This is a genomic window from Vibrio rhodolitus (assembly GCF_003350325.1).
Classification (GTDB): domain Bacteria; phylum Pseudomonadota; class Gammaproteobacteria; order Enterobacterales; family Vibrionaceae; genus Vibrio; species Vibrio rhodolitus.
Window position 1 is genome coordinate 127,042 of sequence record NZ_QLYZ01000010.1, and the last position, 20,306, is coordinate 147,347.

The following is a 20,306-nucleotide window of genomic DNA, read 5'->3' on the forward strand; positions in this document are numbered from 1 at the left end:
CGAGGGACCTTGCGCTCACAATGGCGCGCATTTTACGAGAAATTCCTTTGTCTGTCATACTAAAAAATCCCCGTCCTACTTGAATCCACAGCGTTGTTGGCTGGCACTCGCAAACCTCATCACATAGTTGGTCTATGCTCAGAGGCTTTCTATGTTTAGGGGGGGGGCTTGCTTAGTCACATAATTTGATGGTTTGGGTGTAAACTAAAAAGGACTCAAGCGATAAGGTTTGATTACCAGTCTATTGAAGTCATAGGGGGATATAAGTATTATTCCCGCCTTATTTTTTGACGAATTAAGAGTTGATTGTCATGGCGTTTGTCGTAACGGATAACTGTATCCAATGTAAATACACTGACTGTGTCGCGGTATGCCCAGCAGATGCCTTCCATGAGGGCCCAAACTTTATGGTAATCAACCCAATTGAATGTATCGACTGCGGTTTGTGTGTTGATGAATGTGCAGCGCAGGCGATCTTTCAAGAAGATGAATTACCTGAAGGTCAAGAAATCTACAAAGAGCTAAATGCTGAACTTGCTGAGATTTGGCCTGTGCAAACAGAAGTAAAACCAGCAATGGATGAAGCTGAAAAGTGGAATGGTGTAGCCGATAAGTTGGATATGCTAGAGCGATAAGCTTTTACTTGTTGATATAAAAAAGCGTAACGGCTGTATTTCAGCGTTACGCTTTTTTTGCTTTTGCGCGTCCTATTTGCATCTGCAGCGTTGTTGACGTGTGCTCGAAAACCTCATCTCATAGTAGCCTATGCTCAGAGGCTTTTCTCACTTGTCGCCTAGCTGTAGCCGCAAATAGTTAGCGCAAAGGAAGCTAGGTGATTCGAACTATGATAACAAGATGAACCTAGTCTAGCGTCTTAACAATTGCAGCGTTATTGACGCGCACTTGTAAAACAACCGATGGTGGCGTTAGCTGTGTTGACGACGAATATTGTCGAGGATAATGCCTGTTGCCATCGCTACATTGAGCGACTCTGCGCCACCAAATGCTGGAATAGTTATTTTGTCAGTGACAAATTTTGCCGCTTCCGCGCGAATACCGTGAGACTCACTGCCCATCAATAGAATACCTTCTGCGGCAAATTCCGTTTGATGTACGCTAATACCTTCCAAGAATGCACCATAAACCGGTAGGTTTGCTTCGGCTAAGTAGTTTGGTAAATCAACTTGGTGTACCTGCACGCGACCAAAACTACCCATCGTCGCACTGATGGTTTTTGGGTTGTATGGATCGGCGCAATCGCTACTTGCGATGATGTGTTTGATGCCATACCAATCTGCAACGCGAATAATGGTGCCTAAGTTACCCGGGTCTTGCACGCCATCTAAAGCAATCATTAAGCCATGTGCTTGTGGCTTCGCGTAGCTTGGGATTTCTACCACCGCGATAGCCGCATTATTGCTGACTAACGTACTCGCTTTAGTTAGATCATCCAATGACGCTTCAATACATTCAAAACGGTTTAGCGTTGCTTGGTTTTCAGCTAAAAATTCTGCTGTGCCGAAGACGTGTTTAACCACAAGCTCGCTAGTGGCGAGCTCGAGGACGTTTTTTTCACCTTGAACAAGGAATAAGCCATGCGCTTTACGCTGCTTCTTTTGACCTAAAGCACGCAGCAATTTGAGTTGGTTTTTTGAAATCATTATTTTGCCCCAGATGAAAACGCGGGGATTATATACCTAAGTTACGGTTAGATTCTATGATTGCACCGAATTGCTAGTGAGTTTATCCCGTTTAGTGACCCAGTTGGCGTAAAAATTATTCAACTCTCATTGGGTGAGAAAATAAGCCCAACACTCAATTGTTGCGTGTTTGAAATGGGCGCATATTGTCAATGGGGATAGCTCAAGCTTTGTCGCTTTAGTTAAATGATAAATTCCCAAAACGTGATGGAATCACGAGTTATTAGCATGGAAGAACTGCCGGGGTAAGTAGATTGAACAGAGAAAACATCATTCCATTGACGCATGCCACGCTCAAGCATGCCAAAGCGCTGGATAGCGAACTGTTTTCATTGGTAAACGGCATTGAGATATTAAGTGCGGTTAGCCCGACTAACTATAATGAACAAAAAGCGGATTTTTTTAAACGCCACTTTTCAACCGAGCCGCAATTTACCTACAAGCCAAGTGGCATTAATGCATTCCAGCTCAAGCGTCAGTTATTCAACTTACCGATTGAGAAAGTGGAAGATGCAGATTTGCAGCGCATCTATGAAGATGTGATCATCTCTTACGTGGATAAGATCGATCAAATCGAAACGTTAGGTAGCCAAGACTTTCTGTACAACTCGCTGCGTTACTTTGGCGAACCTACCGAAAAAGATATCCGTAATGCCAGCTTTATCCTCCATCTGCCAGATTCAGACGACGATGAGCAGTTGGTGGACGCGAGCGGTATCCAAGCGATTATGGAGCTGTTCGCCCAAAAGCAAGGCTACCAATATGACTTGCTGGTGGATGACAACATGATCGCCAATGCTCTGGTGAATAAAACCACAGTCAAGATCAACAGCGCGGCGAAGGTGCCATTGGTTGAAGCTCACGCGCTGGCACACCATGAACTCGGTGTTCACTTAGTCACGACGCTGAATGCGCAAAGTCAGCCATTCAAAGTGCTGCAACTGGGCTGTCCGGTAAATACCATGACCCAAGAAGGCATGGCGATTCTAAGCGAGTATTTGGCGGGGCATTTGACGATTAAGCGGTTGAAGATCCTTGCGCTGCGCGTGCTGGCGGTCGAATCAATGATTAAAGACAAATCGTTCCGCACCACTTTTATGATGCTCAAAGAGCAATTAGGGGTAGAGAAGAACTTAGCCTTTACCATTACCTCTCGAGTTTATCGTGGTGGTGGATTTACCAAAGACTATCTCTATTTACGCGGATTCCATGAGGTATTGCATGCCTATGAGGAGCAAGAAGGTTTTCTTAATCTGCTGTGTGGTAAGACGGCATTAATGCATCTTCCGCAAATTAATCGCTTGGTCGAGAAGGGTATCCTTAATCCACCGCACAACATCACGCCATCGTTTGTTCATCCAACGGATAACGATGAAGTGCGACGCTTTATTACTCATGCAATAAAGTAACCCTTGTACTTGCAACGAAAGCAGCCAATAGCTGCTTTTTTTGATCATAAATGCCGTGGCGAGACAAGCTAATCGCGAGTGAGTGATACGAAGATAGAAAGTAATGGCTTTTTATTAGCGTGTCGTGGTATCTAATAGCGAATCATTCCCATTAATCATTAAAAGGTTGATGGTTACATTTGCCTTACCCGGAATTCGAAAGATTTCATGACATTTAAAGAAATCCTCCAAGTTCGTAATGTGCGCTATTTCCTTATGTTTCGAAGTAGCTACTTTGCGCGTTTTTATTACCCGATATTTACTTTACTCTACTTAGATTACGGCTTAACGCTCTCTCAGTTTGCGATGCTTAACGTGGTTTGGGCGGCAACGATTGTTTTAGCTGAAGTTCCTTCAGGTGCGTTTGCAGATACCCTTGGGCGCAAAAAGCTGGTGGTGTTGTCATCGATAGTGATGTTTATTGAAATTGCCATGATCGCCTTTGTGCCGACAGGCAATGCGACTCTGGTGTTTTGGGTTTTCTTAATCAACCGAATTTTAAGTGGTCTTGCCATGGCGCTGGCGAGTGGAGCGGATGAAGCACTCGCCTACGATACGCTGAAAGAACAAGGTAAAGAAGAGGCATGGCCGCGCGTATTGCAAGTGCAACTTCGTCTATCATCAAGCGTTGGTATTTTTGTCACGCTTGTTGGCGCTGCAATGTATGACGTTAATTTTATGGCTGGCGTTTATGCTTATCTAGGATTCGATGTCCCGCAAAATACTCAAGATATTATGCGTATCCCGGTATTTGCCACATTATTTGTTGCCATGCTTGCGATCTATGCCGCGCTTAGTATGCGTGAAGCGAAAAAGGTGTTGCCATCAGACAGCACCAAATGGTCGACCACGGTGGCGAGCTTGAAATTAACCCTAAACACCGCCAAATGGGTAATGGCAACGCCATATGTGTTATTTATTTTGCTCTACTACAGCTTATTTGAACACACATCACGTATGTTTTTGACCATGAGCAGCCAATACTACCGAGCTATCGATATTCCGATCATCTACTTTGGTTTTATCGGTGCTGGGGTCAGTTTGCTTAAAATTATTTTAGCCGGACAAAGCCGCCGTTTAGCTGAGAGTATCGAACCGAAAACCTTCCTTGTGCTAATGGGCTTAGCAACAATGGCAACCTACTATTGGATCAGTTTAGGTTGGTCAATTTATGGTGTGATACCGGCGCTTATTTTAGTGTTCATTATTATGACAATGAATATCTTCATCAGTTATCACTTGAATAAAAAGACCGAATCGCACAACCGAGCAACAGTGTTAAGCTTCAAAGGATTGATGTTTAATCTTGGCTATGGATTGATCGGCGTGTTGTACGCTTACCATTACAAATTGGTGGCGCAAAACTACTCTGAAGCGGAGATTGCACAGCACATTGATTTTATCGCTTCGTTATCATCATTCTTCTACTACTTCAGTGCATTATTTATCTTAATAAGTGCAGTGTTCTACTTTAAGCACAAAAAGCGGGCTATTTTCTAGCTCGAATACTGTGCATCAATAGATGAAAAGCGAATAGCCATATAAATAGCTGTTCGCTTTTTTTGCTATTCGCCACTTGATTATGGCTATTCTTGCCACCGAGAAATAATCACGTGATATAGATTTGCTTTTATTAGTCAAGTTACCATTATGTAACTTGTAGGTGATATGCTTCCAAAATATGAATAAAAGTCGTTCTATCAGGAATCGTGGTGATGAGAGGCAAATTTCACAAAGGATTTACTTTAATCGAGTTGGTCGTAGTAATTGTGATCTTGGGTGTACTAGCGGTGGTAGCTGCCCCAAAATTTATTAATCTATCTTCTGCTGCGCGTGTCTCCAGTTTGGAAGGGGTTGCAAGTGCTATGGAGTCAGCTGTAACGCAAGTACAGGCGAAAGCTTATATCCAAGGGTTATTACCAGAAGAAACCCAGCCCTCAGGAGGTAATGCTCAAGCTGACTATGTGATTGATTTTGGTATTGGTGAGGTTGAAATTGATTGGGGTACGCTTTGTCCTGAAAGTGAAGGGGAGGCTGCTGATAAGTTAACCATGGTTGACTTTCTTACTCTAAACCTCTCTAGCGATCTCACGTTTTCCCAAGGTAATCGACACCTTGTGGTTGGCTATGATTACCCTTTCTCAGACAGTGATTTAAATAGTAAACATTATGACTCTGCTGCTGATTTACCTGATGGCTGTTATGTCATTTACGACTCTTTTGGTCGCTCAAATGGTAGTCGGTGCCCTAGTGGAGGCTGTGAGTGTACGGTGACGCTAATTGAAACAAATTGCTAGAAGGGATTATGGCTGTTAACGCTTAGCAGCATATCGATGTTTAGCTGCAAGCATTGCGGTTATAAAAAAGCAGCCTAGGGCTGCTTTTTTATCGAGTTGACGATTACGTTGCAACTAAGTACCCGTGCCTTTCGGTGTGGTTGGCCTAGTTATTACCTTGCGCAGGTTGTTTCTTTTTGCGTTTTTTCTTGCCAGTACCGGCAGGCTTCGCCATTGGTTTATTTGCCGTTAGCATCTCTTCGGTAATCGTTTCTGTTACCTCAAAGCCGGGTACTTGTTCGCGTTCGAGTCGGATTTTGTTCTTTTTCTCGATAACTTTAAAGTGGTTATAATCTTCAAAGTCAATCAGTGATAGCGCTAAACCAACTTCACCTGCACGACCACTTCGACCAATGCGGTGCATGTAGTCGGCAGGACTACGCGGAAGGTCATAGTTAATTACCACTGGCAGCTTTTCTACATCAAGACCACGAGCCGCAATGTCTGTTGCAATCAATACATCAAGTTGACCCGCTTTAAAGTCTTCGAGTACACGGGTGCGTAGAGCTTGGCTTTGATCACCATGAAAGACTTCTACCGCAATACCACGCTTATAAAGCTTATCAGCTAAATGCTCACAACCTTTTTTAGAGTTAACGAAGATCAAAGCTTGGCGCCAATCGTTCTCTTTAACTAGGTGGGCAAGTAGCGCTGTTTTCTTGCCTTTATCAACCGTAAAGACGCGCTGGACTAATGTACTTGCTTCAGTGCTTTGTAACTGTACTTCTACCGGATTATTAAGTAACTCACGAGTCAGTGACTGCACTTCTTCAGGGAAGGTTGCCGAGAATAACAGGGTTTGTTTTTGTTTTGGCATTAGTGCCAGCAGTTCAGACAGCTCATCGGTAAAGCCAAGGCTCATCATGCGGTCTGCTTCATCAAGCACTAAGGTTTTTACACGATCCAGTTTCACCGCGTTGCTGGAAATGAGATCCAACAGTCGCCCCGGAGTGGCGACTAGAATATCCGTGCCACCTCGCAGCGCCAGCATTTGGCTGTTGATGGAAACACCACCAAATACACACACTGTTTTCAGCGCACCATTAAAGTGGGCAGAGTAAGACTTAATGTTGTCAGCGACTTGTTTTGCAAGCTCACGCGTTGGAACCAAAATCAGCCCGGTTACCGAGTTATTTTTACGATAAAGGCTCGGGTGCTGATTAATAAAAATGCTCTGCAGCATTGGTAGTGAGAACGCCGCTGTTTTGCCTGAGCCGGTATTGGCGCCGGCAATTAAATCATGACCCGCTAAAACACTTGGGATCACTTGTGCTTGAATTGGCGTTGGTTGTTGGTATTCAAGTTCAGTTAATCGCGCTAACAAAGGTTGAATAAGTTTAAGATCAGCAAAGTTGGCTGAGGTTGTCGCTGTAGTCATGAATAAAAGGTTTAAACGAGTATGATGGCGCGCATTCTAGCCTATTTAACGCCGGTTAAGTAGGGATTAATTAGGCTAGGCAGCGATACAGTCTAGATAACCATTTGAAATGAATTTGAAATCTTAAAGTTACAATTTACTCAAATTTACATAACCATTTATAGTTCTTGACGCGAGATTGTTGGATAATTGCGCAATAACCACACAAATAAAAGGGTAACACAATGCTCAACAATCAATCTCTGTCATGGCAGACAATCGCACTACACTGGATCACCGGGCTTGCATTTATTGGTGTCTTTGCTCTTGGTCTATATATGGGTGAACTGACACCGGAAACTGGCAAGTTTCAAATGATGGGAATCCATAAATCTTTAGGCGCTCTGATTTTGATTGTCGCCTTGATTCGAATTGTTTGGCGCTTAAAAGAAGGCGCGCTTCCGCCTGCCTCGCCGGTAGCTGCTTGGCAAGACAAATTAGCCAAAGCCATTCATGGCATCTTAATGCTGGCAACGCTAGCAATGCCAGTTTCAGGCATCGCAATGAGTGTTGGTGGTGGGCGCGGTGTTGATATATTCGGTTGGCAGTTTATCGCCAAAGGCGATGAGATCGTCTGGCTGCAAGAATTAGGAGGCGCAATTCATGGACTTTCAGTTAACATCATTATTGCCGCATTAGTTCTCCACATTGCCGGGGCCATCAAACACCAAATAGTCGACAAAGACAGCACTATTTCACGTATGGTAGGTCGCGCTAGCTAGTGAGCAGAACGCGGTAAGTTTTTAGCACACTAAGCGGAGCTCAAGCGAGCTCCGCTTTTGTTTTTTATCGGCTTCTCTATAATGCCTGGCAAATGTCGATGTGAGGTTTGAGATGGAAGAGATATATCTAGCGGGTGGATGCCTTTGGGGAGTGCAAGAGTTTATGCGCCATTTACCTGGCGTTATTAGTACCGAGGCAGGGCGAGCAAACGGCAGCAGCGACACTACCCAAGCGCCTTATGATGGCTATGCTGAGTGCGTGCGAATCAAGTTCAACCCTAGCGCCGTCACTGTAACGCAGTTGATGGAATATCTTTTTGAGATCATTGACCCATATAGCCTAAATCAACAAGGGCAAGATATCGGAACTAAGTATCGAACAGGTGTCTACAGCCGTGCAGAACACCATTTAGTGCTTGCTCGACAATTTATCGCTAATCGTGAAGACAAAGGGCAGATTATGGTGGAGGTTATGCCGCTCACCAACTATGTGAAAAGCGATCCTGAACACCAAGACCGCTTGACCTTACATCCCAATGATTACTGCCATATTCCCCTCGATTTGCTGCATAAGTATCGTAAGTAGGTACTTTTGACTCGACCTTACTTCGCTTGCCATTGTTTACTGGTGACGAGTGAGTCCATCACTTTGTTGATGGCATGGTGGGCTTTGTCGACCATTAAGTCGATGTCATCACGGGTTGCAACAAGTGGCGGGGCAAAGCCTAAAATGTCGGCATGAGGCATTGCACGTGCAATTAGACCCGCTTCTAAGCAGGCGGCGGCAATTTGCGGCCCCACTTTTAAATTGGGATCAAACAACGTTCGCTGCTGCTTGTCTGCGGCAAACTCTAAGGCGTGCAACATGCCTACGCCGCGCGTATCACCAACAATCGGATGGTTGGCAAAAGTCTCCTGCATTCTCTCTTGCAGATATTGTCCGGTGTCGGCAGCGTATTGAATCAAGTTCTCTCTTTCGATGATATCCAGATTGCAGTTTGCCGCCGCTGCGCCAAGAGGGTGTCCTGAATAGGTGTAGCCATGACCAAAGGGACCCCAAGCATCGGTGCCGTTTTCTAGTGCCTGCCACACTTTTTCACCTACGATCACGCCTGAAAGTGGTTGATAGGCAGAGGTGAGCCCTTTCGCTACAGTAATCAAATCCGGGCGCATATCGTAGTAAATCGAACCAAATGGTGCGCCAATGCGACCAAATCCGCATACCACTTCATCGGCAATCAGTAGGATGTCGTATTTATCTAACACTTGGCGAATAGTGCGCCAATACCCCTCTGGCGGCGGCACAATACCACCGGTACCAAGCACAGGTTCGGCGATCATCGCGGCTACCGTATCTGGACCTTCTGCAAGGATCATCGCTTCGAGTTGCTCGGCGCAGTATGTGCTGAATTCCAACTCACTCATCTCACTATCTTGGCGATGGTAGTAATATGGGGCGATAGTGTGCTTAATTCGCTCTATTGGTAGGTCGAAGTGGGCATGAAAAAGAGGTAGCCCGGTCATTGAGCCCGACGCTATGCTGGAACCATGATAGCCACGATCCCGAGAGATGATTTTTTTCTTCTCGGGTCGGTTAAGTAAGTTGTTGTAATACCAAACCAGTTTTAATTGGGTTTCGTTCGCATCGCTGCCAGACATGCCGTAGTAAACTTTGCTCATTCCTTGCGGCGCCATTTTGATGATCCGATCGGAGAGTTCAACCAGAGCTTCGTTGGTATGACCGACATAGGTGTGATAATAAGCAAGCTTCTTCGCTTGCTCATAAATGGCTTCAGCCATTTCCTCGCGCCCGTAACCGATATTAACGCAATACAGACCAGCAAAGCCATCGAGCAGTTCATTACCTAAGGAGTCTTGAATACGCACGCCGTTAGCCTGGGTGATAATGCGACCTGCGAGCTCACCATGTGCGTATTGTTTTAAGTGTGTTGAGGCGTGAAACACACGCTGGCGGTCAATTTCGAGTAATTTTTGAGTACGGTTATCCATAAATCCTCCTAATTTACTGACATGAGCTATTGGCATCGACTAGCTACCGCTGGCGGTTGGTAAAGCGCCCAAGCAGCAGTACTTAATTTCACTAAATTCATCAAAGCCATGTTTACTGCCTTCTCGCCCAAGCCCTGATTGTTTCATGCCGCCAAATGGGATGGGGTGTCCCGTCATCTTGACGGAGTTAACGCTGACCATGCCAAATTCTAAGCCGCGCAAACATTGCCAAATTTGGTGAATGTCATGCCCATAAACATAAGCCGCTAGCCCATATTCGGTGTCGTTACTCATTGCAATCACTTGCTCAACAGTGGAATAGGGCATAACAGCGGCAATCGGGCAAAAGTTTTCTTGGCGATACACGTCCATGTCCTCTGTCACACCAGTTAGTAGCGTCGGTGGGAAATAACTGCCTTCGCATTCTTGTACTGCGGTGAGGTCAGTTTGTGCAGTAACTGTTGCGCCTTTGATGAGCGCGTCGTTAAGTAGCTGCTGCGCCTTTTCAACGGCTTTGTGATTAATTAAAGGTCCAACGCTTGTCGAGTCCTGCATGCCGTTACCCACGCTTTGCTGGGTGACTAGCGTGGCGAAGTGGTCGATAAAAGCATCGAATTGCTGGTGGGGGACAAATATACGATTGGCGGCAAGACAATCTTGCCCAGACGTCTGAAACTTGGCATCGCAAGCGGCTTGGGCGGCTTGCTGGATATCCATATCGGGTAACACGATGAAAGGTGCATTTCCGCCAAGCTCCATGCTGCATTTTTTTACCGTCGCAGCGGCGTCGCTCAGTAGCAGCTTACCTATTGGCGTCGAGCCGGTAAAAGAGAGTGCTTTTACCTTATCCGATTGGCATAACACGTGGGAGATAGTACTCGCTTTACCAGTGACGATGTTAAATACCCCTGCGGGAATTCCGGCTCGGTCTGCCAGTTCGGCAAGTGCGAGCGCTGAAAAAGGGGTTTCACTAGCCGGTTTAATTACTACCGTGCAGCCAATTGCCATGGCTGCTGCCGCTTTGCGCGTGATCATCGCATTAGGAAAGTTCCAAGGAGTGATGAGCGCTGCCACACCAATGGGTTCACGAATTGTTGATAGCTGGGCATTGGCGATATGACTTGGAATTGTTTCGCCATAACTACGTCTTGCTTCTTCAGCAAACCAGCGAACAAAAGAAGCGCCATACTCAACTTCACCTAATGCTTCGGCAAGGGTTTTACCTTGCTCAATAACCATCAAGCGAGCGAGGTCTTGCTTGGCATTGAGGATTAGTTGATACCAGTTAAGTAAATAATCACTCCGCGCGTCGGCTGACAATTGTCGCCAACTAACAAAAGCCGTGTCAGCAGCATCGACGGCAGAGGTAATTTGCGGCTGTGAGAGTTGAGTAAAGTAACCGACTATTTCGCTGTTGGCTGGGTTAATGACCGGCTTGAATTCGGTGCCGCTGACCCATTTGCCATTGATATAAGCAAGGTTTCTCAGCAGTTTTACATCGTCGAGTGCCGTCATAATTTCGTGATTGGCTTTGGAGTCATCAATATCAAATTGTTGGGCAGTATTCATTGTTGACCTATTGATTGTTGAGCCGTACTCAAACAATAGGTCGAAGTTGCGGTGTTTTTTTTCTGAACAGCCAGCAAATCGTATCGGTATTTTCGTTTGTTGCACTCAGAGACAGAAAGTTTTGTCTTGGTATTGCTGCAGCGTATCTGGTTGGTGATGTTTGACGACTTTAGTGACGATGTAGGTATAGTAGCGTTCAATACCGATATCTGAATCGAGCCATTTATCGATGCAGCGCTGGTATTGATCAATATCGATGCACTGGAACTTAATGATGTAGTCCACACCTCCTCCGGTAGCATAACATTCAGCTACTTGAGGGGTTGAGGTGACCAGAGTTTCGAAGCGGCGAAATGCATCAGCGTTGTGCTGTTTAAGGGAGACTTCTACCATCACCAAAGTTGGTTTGGTCTGCGATGCGAGGTTTATTTTTGCACCGTAACCTTCAATGATCCCAGCTTGTTCGAGCTTTTTGACGCGCTCCCAGCAGGGACTGACGGAAAGGTTTATTTGTTCAGCCAATTGTGACTTGGTAATACGTCCGTGCTGTTGCAGGATCTGTAATATCTTGATGTCATATCGGTCAAGTTTCATCTACGCTTTCCTCGCTCTATTGGCGCTCAATGCTTGATAAAGAGGTGGCGGGGAAAATTACATAATGTCTTGCCACCGTGGCGAGTGATAATAATGCTTTCAGTGGTTTCCAGCCCCCAATCCTCAAACCATAGCCCCGGCATTAAGTGAAAGGTCATGCCTTCTTTTAATTCGGTGTGATCACTATCGCGCAGGCTCATGGTTCGCTCGCCCCAGTCCGGTGGGTAGCTTAAGCCTATAGGGTATCCGCATCGCGCCCCTTGGCGAGAAAATCCTGCTCTGTCCAAAATACCATTGATAATGTTTGCTACCTCAGCACAGGTGTTACCGGGACGTGCAGCATTGAGCCCAGCATCTAAGGCTTTAGTCAGGGCTTCATCCGCACGCTTAAATTTATCACTTGGTTCACCTAAGAAAATGGTGCGCGATAAAGGGCAGTGATAGCGGCGATGAGCGCCAGCAATTTCGAAAAAAGTGCCTTCGCCTTTTTTAAAGGGTTTGTCATCCCACGTAAGGTGAGGTGCGGCTGCATCGGTGCCGGAAGGTAGCATAGGCACAATCGCTGCGTAGTCACCAAAGTGATCCTCATGACCGAGTATGGCTTGGCGGTTTAGCTCGGCGACCAAATAGTGCTTTGGCAGACCTGGCTCAATCATCTCAAAAGCGATGCGGTGCATGTTCTCTACAATTCGCGCAGCACGCTGCATATAAGCAAGCTCTTGTGGTGACTTTACCGCACGACACCAATTGACCAAACCAGTGCAATCAACCAAACAGGCACAAGGTAGATTGTTCGATAGCGCCTCAAAAGCCGTGGCGCTGAAGTAGTAGTTATCTTTTTCTACGCCAATTTTGCCCCGATCCCAAAGCTTAGGTAGCAGAACGCTTTCGACTAAGTACTCCATCGGGTGGAGAGGTGGATTCATCACATAATGATCGGGGTAAAAAGTGATGTTCTCAGCACTTAGATAGGTGGTGCGATAGGCACCATTGGCATCTTGAATACGACCAAACCAAATCGGCTCGCCACTTGAACCAACTACCACACATTGCGGAACGTAAAATGACCAGCCGTCATAGCCCGTTAACCACGACATGTTAGAAGGGTCATGAATGATCAGTATATCAATTTCCTGTTCCTGCATTGATTGACGAACTTTGTGCAAACGCAGTTGGTATTCGTCGAGATCAAATTGCAACGCAGCGCTAGCCATGTGCAATCTCCTCTAAAATAATAAGCCGGAAACTGACGTCCCCCTAGAATGTGAGATAAAAAGCGAGTAGGAATTTTTAGTATAAGATGAACGCGATAAATTCAGCTTGTGCCAAAAAATCACTTTTCTCAAGCGCACAGCAAAAATTAACCGCAAACAAAAAGACCGCTAGTGTGGCTAGCGGTCTTGGAGTTATTCAATCAAGTTGAATTTATAGCGTTTGGTTAAGCTGATAGTAGCGACCGTGCTGGGACATTAACTCTTGGTGTGAACCATGCTCAACCATCTGACCATTCTCAATCAGGCAGACTGCATCCATCTTATCCAGATTCACTAGACGGTGAGTAATGAACACCACAGTTTTGCCTTCAAAGTGCTTCTCAAACAAGGTCATAATTTGTTGTTCAGTTTGCTTATCGAGACCTTCGGTTGGTTCATCCAACAATAGGATTGGTGCATTGTGCAGCAGTGCACGCGCAATACCAATACGGCGTTTTTCGCCACCAGAGAGTTGACGGCCGCCATCACCTAACCAAGCATCTAAGCCGTTTTTGTCTGCCGTTTCGCCTTCTAAAAGTTTGCTTAAGCCGACTTTATGCAGCGCCCGGCTGATCTCGTCATCGGTTGCATCTGGTTTGGCGAGGCTGAGGTTATCTCGCAATGTGCCGTTCAGTATATCAACACGTTGGCTGACAACCGTGATGGCTTTACGCAGTTGAGACTCGCTCCATTGCTGGATAGGTTTGCCGGCAATGAGCAGCTCACCTTGGTTTACGTCCCAGTAGCGAGTAAGTAATTGCAATAACGTTGATTTACCAGAACCGGTTTGACCCACAATCGCGACGCGTTGTTGCGCGCCAATCGCAAGGTTGACCGCTTCTACCGCAGGTTTGTTTCCATCTGGGTAGGTAAAGCTGACATCACGATACTCGATGCTGTATTGCTCGTTGTGTGAAACGTTTTGCTGAGGGAAATTAACATCAGGCTCGGCTAAGATCACTTCATTTAAGCGACGCGCAGACGTTAACGTTTTACCTAGGTGTTGGAAAGCTCCCGCGATTGGCATCAGCAGTTCGACGCTTGCCATGGTGGCAAAAGCAAATAGGGCGATCATTGGATCAGGCTCTGCACCAGCAACGCCATCGGCAGCCAGCCAAAGCATCAATACCAAGGTCCAACCATTTGCTAGCATGAGTAGTGCTTGGGCAATACCGGAGAAGTGAGCATCAAAAAACTGATTCTTCAACAGCTTCTCTTGTGCTGCATAAATCGCGTTGCGGTAGCGCTCTTCGGCACCGAACAAGGTTAATTCACTGTAGCCTTGCAGCCAATCCAATGTGGTGATGCGTAAGTCAGCTTTATTCTGCGTTAGTTCACTGCCGTTACGTTTGCCAAGCTTGTAGAACAGCACAGGCCATACAATAAGCAGGGTTAGTAGGATAGCCCCAAGAGTTAACCCGAGGGTTTGATCAAACCAACACAATACCGCGGTGAGCGCAGCGATACCAAGCACACCAACCACCATCGGGCTAATGAGGCGCAAATAAACGTGGTCCATTGCATCGATATCAGCAATCAAACGGTTCAGCAGATCCGCATCGCGCAGGTTAGCGACTTTACCTGGCACCAGTGGTGCCAGTTTCTTAAAGAAGAAGATACGCAGATCGGTTAACAGCTTGAAGGTTGCATTGTGGCTAACCACTCGCTCACCCCAGCGACCAGCAGTGCGTCCCATCGCGAAACCGCGAACAAAAGCTCCCGGTAACATGTAGTTAAACGTCTCGCGCGCGATGGTTAATCCCGCCACAGCTGCAGCTGAAAGGAACCAACCAGAGAGAGTCAGCAAGCCAATCGAGGCAAACAGAGTAAGAAACGCCAGTAGCATGCCCAAAGACAAACCAAACCAATGTTTTTTATACAGTTTTAGATAAGGGATTAAATCACGCATCTAGATTACCCTCATTGTGTTGCTGTAGAGCTTGGTTGGCGCTAAGCATTTGTTTAAATAGACCTTCACTGTTAGCTAAGGCGTTAAATTCACCGGCTTGTACAATTTGACCATCTTGCATCACTAAGATTTGATTAACGCTCTGTAGCGGTGCTAATTGGTGGGTGACGATCAGTGCGCTCTTGCCTTGGATTTGCTGATTAAGACCCTCAGTCACTAAGCGTTCACTGCGCGCATCCAAGCTTGCGGTTGGCTCATCAAGTAGCCAGAACTGACCATTTTGTAGCATGGCACGAGCAAGCGCCAAGCGCTGTGCTTGACCGACGGATAGACCGCCAGAGCGATCAGAAATCGGATAATCAAGACCATGTTGATGGACAAATTCCGCTGCGAATGATTTTTCGAGAACCTCGTTTATCGCTTGATCGGATACTTGTTGTTTACCCAAGGTGATATTTTCTCGGATTGTGCCATGCAGTAGCAGCGGGTTTTGCCCCACCCAACTGATGTTTTGGCGCCAGTTGGCTAAGTCTAAGTCACTACGTTCGATACCATTAATGGTTAAAGAGCCTTGGTATGGTAAAAAGCCGAGCAAAGCATTCACTAAGCTTGTTTTACCTGCGCCGCTTGGTCCCACTAGGGCAGTGGTTTGCTGCGCATTGATTTCAAAGGTTACCGGACCAAGTAGTTTCTTACCTTCAAGGCTAAACACTTCAAGGTCGGTTGCTTTTACGGTAATGGTGCGATTATCGGCAATGGCTGTGGTGCCAGATTTCACCGCCGTTACATCTGTTTCTAGAAACTCAACAATGCTTTCTGCTGCGCCTACCGCTTGTTGCTTAGCGTGATAGAAAGTCCCTAGGTCACGCAGTGGTTGGTAAAACTCGGGAGCGAGAATGAGCACAAACATCCCGGCAAAAAGCGTAACGCCTAAGCCGTAGTCGCCGAAATTCAACTCACCGATAAAGGCAAAACCGAAATACACTGCAGTTAGAGCAATCGAGATCGAAGTGAAAAACTCTAAAACAGCAGAAGATAGGAAGGCGATACGCAGCACTTCCATGGTACGCGAACGGAATACTTCAGAGGCGCCTTGCATTAATTCAGTTTCCGCTTTGGTGCGGTCAAACAGACGAATGGTGGTCATTGACTGTAGGCGATCGTAAAAATGCCCTGAGAGTCTTTGCAGTGCTTTAAAGTTCTTTTGTCCGGCGTCGGCAGCTTTAATCCCCACCAATGCCATAAACAAGGGTACTAATGGAGCGGTGATCAAGAAGATCAAGCCTGCAGCCCAGTTTACCGGGAATACCACCACGAGAATAATAAACGGCACCAAGACGGCCAGTGACATTTGTGGCAAATAACGCGCGAAGAAGTCATGCATTTCTTCCACTTGTTCCAGCAGTAATGCTGCCCAAGTACCCGCTGGCTTGCCTTTGATATAAGCAGGACCTAGCTCGCGTAACTTATCTAAAATCAGTTGGCGAATGTAAAGTCGGATCTGTTCTCCACAGCGATAGCCAGCGATTTCACGTCCCCATGAGCACAGGGCGCGCACCGCAACAATGGCAGCGAGACCAAGGAAATGTCCAACCAGAGTGGATTTGTCGACTTGTTCAATAATTAATTGATGAAGGATTGAAGCGAGCAGAGCTGCTTGCCCCAAAAGCAAAACGCTTGAAAATACACCCAGACCGACCGCGACAAGTAACCAGCGTTTTGCCAGTTTACTTTGTTCACGTAGCCATTTGTTCAAGCTGCGCTGTTTCTTTTTATCCATGTACGAAGGCTTACTGCTGTTTTTTTAGTTTTTGAACTGGCGATTATACAAAATAAAGCCCCGCGGTAATACCGCAGGGCTTTAGGGATTTAGTGAAAAAATGTGAGTAAGCCCGACAGAGCTCTAGATTAGCCTTGGTCAGCCAAACTATCTAAGTAGCGTTCAGCATCAAGCGCGGCCATACAACCGGTGCCAGCCGAGGTAATTGCTTGGCGATAGTTATGGTCCATAACATCACCCGCAGCGAACACACCTTCGACGCTAGTTTGAGTTGCGTTGCCATCTAAGCCTGATTTAACAATGATATAGCCATCTTTCATTTCAAGTTGACCAGCAAAAATGTCGGTATTTGGTTGGTGACCGATGGCGATAAATGCGCCCATCACTGCCAATTCTTCAATCGCATCAGATTTGGTGTCTTTTAAGCGAACGCCCGTTACGCCCATGTCATCACCAACGACTTCTTCCAACGTTCTGTCGGTATGCAAAATAATATTACCGTTTTCGACTTTATCCAGTAGGCGTTTAACTAGGATTTTCTCGGCGCGGAAACTATCACGGCGATGGATAAGGTGAACTTCAGCGGCAATATTTGACAGGTATAGCGCTTCTTCAACCGCTGTGTTACCGCCACCGACAACCGCGACTTTTTGATTGCGGTAGAAGAAACCATCACAGGTTGCACAGGCAGAAACACCGCGACCTTTAAATGCTTCTTCAGATTCCAAGCCTAGGTATTTTGCTGATGCGCCAGTAGAGATGATCAGCGCATCACAGGTGTATTCACCGCTATCGCCAAACAAACGGAAAGGACGCTGACTAAAATCAACTTGGTTGATGTGGTCAAACAGCATTTCAGTTTCAAAACGCTCAGCATGTTCTTTCATACGCTCCATAAGAGCGGGACCGGTCAATCCTTCAGGATCTCCTGGCCAGTTTTCTACTTCCGTTGTTGTGGTTAGCTGACCACCTTGTTGCATACCTGTAATAAGCACTGGTTTCAGATTCGCACGTGCTGCATAGACAGCAGCAGTGTATCCGGCAGGACCAGAACCAAGAATAAGTAGGTTGCAGTGTTTTACGTTGCTCATTAGCGCTCCATTAAGCATGACCCGAGCTACGCCGTTGGCGATGTGGGCATCACTCTTAAAAATATTCTCTTCGATTGTATTAGAAATAATGGGGGTAGGGAAAGGACATTCAAGTCACGTGATTTAATTAATTGGCAATAACTTATAGCCAGTAAACAGTTTGCTTGGCGAGACGCTGAGCGCTTGCGCGGTTTGCTGTCCAGGCGGGTGGTTGACACTAGCCACTCTTGATGCAAACAAGCGGCTAAAAGTCAGCATTTTGTACTTAAAAACGCGCTTTATTCGATGGTTTTCTCAGCGACTAGTCAGCAATTCTGGTTTTTTGACCTATGCATAAGCTGAACTGGTCTTAATCCCTATAATTACTCCTACTATTGATATTATCCTCCAAATTTGAGTTTTAATTAGAACTAATTACTAAAATGTCTTGAAATTCCAATATAATTGCGAGAAAGTGAATGTAAAGGAAATGTTAACCTAACTGCGCTATTGTACAATCATTAAGGAGTCGATGATGTTACATGGTCACGAAAATACATTACAGATCACTAGCCTCAGTGGTAAAGCAATCAATCAACTTTCGCCCTCATTTGAACAATTACCACAAACCGATCACGCCGATGGGCAATATCGACTGCGCCGCTATTCAGTGATCAAGTTTGTCGATAATCAGGTTGTTGCGACTAACAAAAACGACTTTGTACAGTCAGACGAAATTAATCGCTTTCAAGGTAATGTTGTGCGCCAATTTGAGCCACTGCTTGATGCCACCTTGTATGGCGAAGGGATGCGTGAGCTATGCCAGTTATTTGTGAGCAAAAACGGTTTGCCGAATGGACAAGAGATTGAAATTCACCAAATTCGTATTGCCGCTGTGTATGACGAAACCCAAGTCGCACCTGAAGGTGTCCACCAAGATGGCTTTGATCATATCGCGTTAATTGGCATTGGTCGTCACAACATCGTAGGTGGTGAGATAATGCTCTATAGCGAGAGTACCGAAGCACCATTTTTCCGCAAGGTACTGCAAAATGGTGAAGTGGCAATGCTTGCTGACCGAGAGCTTTGGCACAATGCTCGTCCTATCCGCGCTGTTGACGGTGGGCAACAAGGCTTTATGGACTTGTTTGTCTTAACCGCTAAGGATGGTTCTAATGAACTTAACTCCTGAATTCACCTTAGAGAAAGTGCGCGCCCAGTTTAATGCTTTGCATCAAAGCTATAATGATTTGCCGGTGACGTTTTTTGATGGTCCTGGCGGCTCACAAGTACCGGAATCAGTACTTGAAGCCATGGTGAGTTATCTTAGCCACTATAACTCAAACCTTGGTGCGCCGTATTTCTCAAGCCAAGTGACCACTGATCTGGTTACTCAGGCTCGTCAGGCGTGTCAGTCACTACTTAATGCGCCAACCAGCGACTCAATCATCTTTGGCGCTAACATGACAACGCTAACATTCTCACTAAGCCGAGCAATTAGCCGTGATTGGCAAGCGGGCGATGAGGTGATTGTCACGGCATTGGATCATTATGCCAATGTCAGCAGTTGGCAGCAGGCTGCGCACGATAAGCAAGCCAGCGTTAAAGTTGCACAGATCAACGAGCAAGATGGTAGCTTAGATGTCGAGCATCTGTTATCGCTCGTTTCAACAAAGACGCGCCTAATCGCCTTAACTTTAGCTTCTAATACCACCGGCTCGATAGTCGATGTCGCCCCAGTGATTGAAGCGGCGAAGCAAGTGGGAGCGCGAGTCTATATAGATGCAGTTCACTACGCGCCGCACCATTTAATCGATGTGCAAGCACTCGACTGCGATTTTCTGGTTTGTTCTGCCTATAAATTTTTCGGTCCTCACATCGGCATTGCCTATATGCATCCTAAATGGGTGCAAACGCTGCAGCCATATAAAGTCGAACCAGCGCCTGAACTTGGTCCGGCTCGATTTGAAACTGGCACGCAAAGCTTTGAAGCATTAGCCGGATTGGTCGCTACGATTGATTATTTGGCTCAATGGGGTGAAGGCGGAGAGAGCTTGCGAACCAGATTGGAACAAAGCTTTGCTATCTATAATCAACATGAATCGCAATTGAGTGCCTATTTTTTAGCTAAGCTTGGCTCATTGCCACAGGCGAAGTTATACGGGCGCGACTATGCTGACAGCAGCGCAAGAACGCCAACATTTGCGTTGACCTTTGAGCGATTGACCCCTACAGAGGTGGCAAAGGCGCTGGGGGAGCTAAATATTTGTTTAGGCGCTGGTCACTTTTATGCGTTAGGTTTGGTGCGCCAACTTGGGCTTGAAGATGGTGTGGTGCGTATTGGGATGATGCATTACAACACTAAGCAAGAGATTGACCGTTTGTTTGAGGCATTAACGGAGCTGTTAGAGCGTTAAGCCCAACGCATCGTTTATTACACAACAAAGCCACCGTTCGGGTGGCTTTGTTTATTTGTGGATGGCGCTAACTATTTAATA

At 46.2% G+C, this 20,306-nt stretch carries 17 protein-coding genes; 8 read left to right on the top strand and 9 right to left on the bottom strand.

Annotated features, from left to right (window positions below):
• Positions 1-311 precede the first annotated feature (311 nt).
• Entirely contained in the window at positions 312-635 is a 324-nt protein-coding gene (gene fdxA, locus DPF93_RS11460) for a ferredoxin FdxA (protein WP_075649025.1), read from the top strand.
• A 291-nt stretch (positions 636-926) separates the two neighbouring features.
• Here the strand turns inward: fdxA and DPF93_RS11465 are convergent, their stop codons facing one another.
• Entirely contained in the window at positions 927-1,661 is a 735-nt protein-coding gene (locus DPF93_RS11465) for an RNA methyltransferase (protein ID WP_114766298.1), read from the bottom strand.
• Between the two features lie 293 nt (positions 1,662-1,954).
• Here DPF93_RS11465 and DPF93_RS11470 point away from each other — a divergent pair, with 293 nt between their 5' ends.
• The 3 genes from DPF93_RS11470 to DPF93_RS11480 all read left to right on the top strand — a co-directional run bounded on the left by DPF93_RS11470 (position 1,955) and on the right by DPF93_RS11480 (position 5,445).
• Positions 1,955-3,109, top strand: coding sequence for a flavohemoglobin expression-modulating QEGLA motif protein (locus DPF93_RS11470; protein ID WP_114766299.1), 1,155 nt, complete (start codon positions 1,955-1,957; stop codon positions 3,107-3,109).
• Positions 3,110-3,316: 207 nt separating this feature from the next.
• The gene (locus DPF93_RS11475) at positions 3,317-4,648 is read left to right on the top strand and encodes an MFS transporter (protein ID WP_114766300.1); all 1,332 of its coding nucleotides are present in this window, start codon (positions 3,317-3,319) and stop codon (positions 4,646-4,648) included.
• Positions 4,649-4,863: 215 nt separating this feature from the next.
• Positions 4,864-5,445, top strand: coding sequence for a prepilin-type N-terminal cleavage/methylation domain-containing protein (locus tag DPF93_RS11480; RefSeq protein ID WP_114766301.1), 582 nt, complete (start codon positions 4,864-4,866; stop codon positions 5,443-5,445).
• A 145-nt stretch (positions 5,446-5,590) separates the two neighbouring features.
• Here the strand turns inward: DPF93_RS11480 and DPF93_RS11485 are convergent, their stop codons facing one another.
• Positions 5,591-6,862, bottom strand: a complete 1,272-nt coding sequence (locus DPF93_RS11485; RefSeq protein ID WP_114766302.1) for a DEAD/DEAH box helicase — start codon at positions 6,860-6,862, stop codon at positions 5,591-5,593.
• A 224-nt stretch (positions 6,863-7,086) separates the two neighbouring features.
• On the opposite strand from DPF93_RS11485, the gene DPF93_RS11490 reads away from it, so the two are divergent.
• Positions 7,087-7,623 (top strand): cytochrome b, encoded by a 537-nt coding sequence (locus DPF93_RS11490; RefSeq protein WP_114766303.1) that lies wholly within the window; start codon positions 7,087-7,089, stop codon positions 7,621-7,623.
• Between the two features lie 112 nt (positions 7,624-7,735).
• Positions 7,736-8,209, top strand: a complete 474-nt coding sequence (locus tag DPF93_RS11495) for a peptide-methionine (S)-S-oxide reductase (RefSeq protein ID WP_114766304.1) — start codon at positions 7,736-7,738, stop codon at positions 8,207-8,209.
• A 17-nt stretch (positions 8,210-8,226) separates the two neighbouring features.
• Here the strand turns inward: DPF93_RS11495 and DPF93_RS11500 are convergent, their stop codons facing one another.
• The 7 genes from DPF93_RS11500 to trxB all read right to left on the bottom strand — a co-directional run bounded on the left by DPF93_RS11500 (position 8,227) and on the right by trxB (position 17,829).
• Entirely contained in the window at positions 8,227-9,633 is a 1,407-nt protein-coding gene (locus DPF93_RS11500) for an aspartate aminotransferase family protein (RefSeq protein ID WP_114766305.1), read from the bottom strand.
• Between the two features lie 39 nt (positions 9,634-9,672).
• A complete protein-coding gene (locus tag DPF93_RS11505; protein WP_114766306.1) occupies positions 9,673-11,202 on the bottom strand; it encodes an NAD-dependent succinate-semialdehyde dehydrogenase in 1,530 nt (509 codons plus the stop codon).
• Positions 11,203-11,307: 105 nt separating this feature from the next.
• Positions 11,308-11,796, bottom strand: coding sequence for an Lrp/AsnC family transcriptional regulator (locus DPF93_RS11510; protein WP_114766307.1), 489 nt, complete (start codon positions 11,794-11,796; stop codon positions 11,308-11,310).
• A gap of 26 nt (positions 11,797-11,822) precedes the next feature.
• On the bottom strand, positions 11,823-13,010 hold the full coding sequence (locus DPF93_RS11515; RefSeq protein WP_114766308.1) for a M24 family metallopeptidase: 1,188 nt from the start codon (positions 13,008-13,010) through the stop codon (positions 11,823-11,825).
• Positions 13,011-13,221: 211 nt separating this feature from the next.
• Positions 13,222-14,958 carry a heme ABC transporter ATP-binding protein/permease CydC gene (gene cydC / locus DPF93_RS11520; protein ID WP_114766309.1) on the bottom strand — a complete coding sequence of 579 codons (1,737 nt, stop codon included), beginning with the start codon at positions 14,956-14,958 and terminating at the stop codon, positions 13,222-13,224.
• Complete coding sequence (gene cydD / locus DPF93_RS11525) at positions 14,951-16,738, bottom strand: heme ABC transporter permease/ATP-binding protein CydD (protein ID WP_114766310.1); 1,788 nt, start codon at positions 16,736-16,738, stop codon at positions 14,951-14,953. The genes cydC and cydD overlap by 8 nt, the downstream gene beginning before the upstream one ends.
• A 128-nt stretch (positions 16,739-16,866) precedes the next feature.
• The gene (gene trxB / locus DPF93_RS11530) at positions 16,867-17,829 is read right to left on the bottom strand and encodes a thioredoxin-disulfide reductase (protein WP_114766311.1); all 963 of its coding nucleotides are present in this window, start codon (positions 17,827-17,829) and stop codon (positions 16,867-16,869) included.
• 514 nt (positions 17,830-18,343) lie between these two features.
• Here trxB and DPF93_RS11535 point away from each other — a divergent pair.
• Positions 18,344-19,000 (top strand): 2OG-Fe dioxygenase family protein, encoded by a 657-nt coding sequence (locus DPF93_RS11535; RefSeq protein ID WP_164675356.1) that lies wholly within the window; start codon positions 18,344-18,346, stop codon positions 18,998-19,000.
• Positions 18,984-20,225 carry a cysteine desulfurase-like protein gene (locus DPF93_RS11540; protein WP_114766313.1) on the top strand — a complete coding sequence of 414 codons (1,242 nt, stop codon included), beginning with the start codon at positions 18,984-18,986 and terminating at the stop codon, positions 20,223-20,225. The genes DPF93_RS11535 and DPF93_RS11540 overlap by 17 nt, the downstream gene beginning before the upstream one ends.
• Positions 20,226-20,306 lie beyond the last annotated feature (81 nt).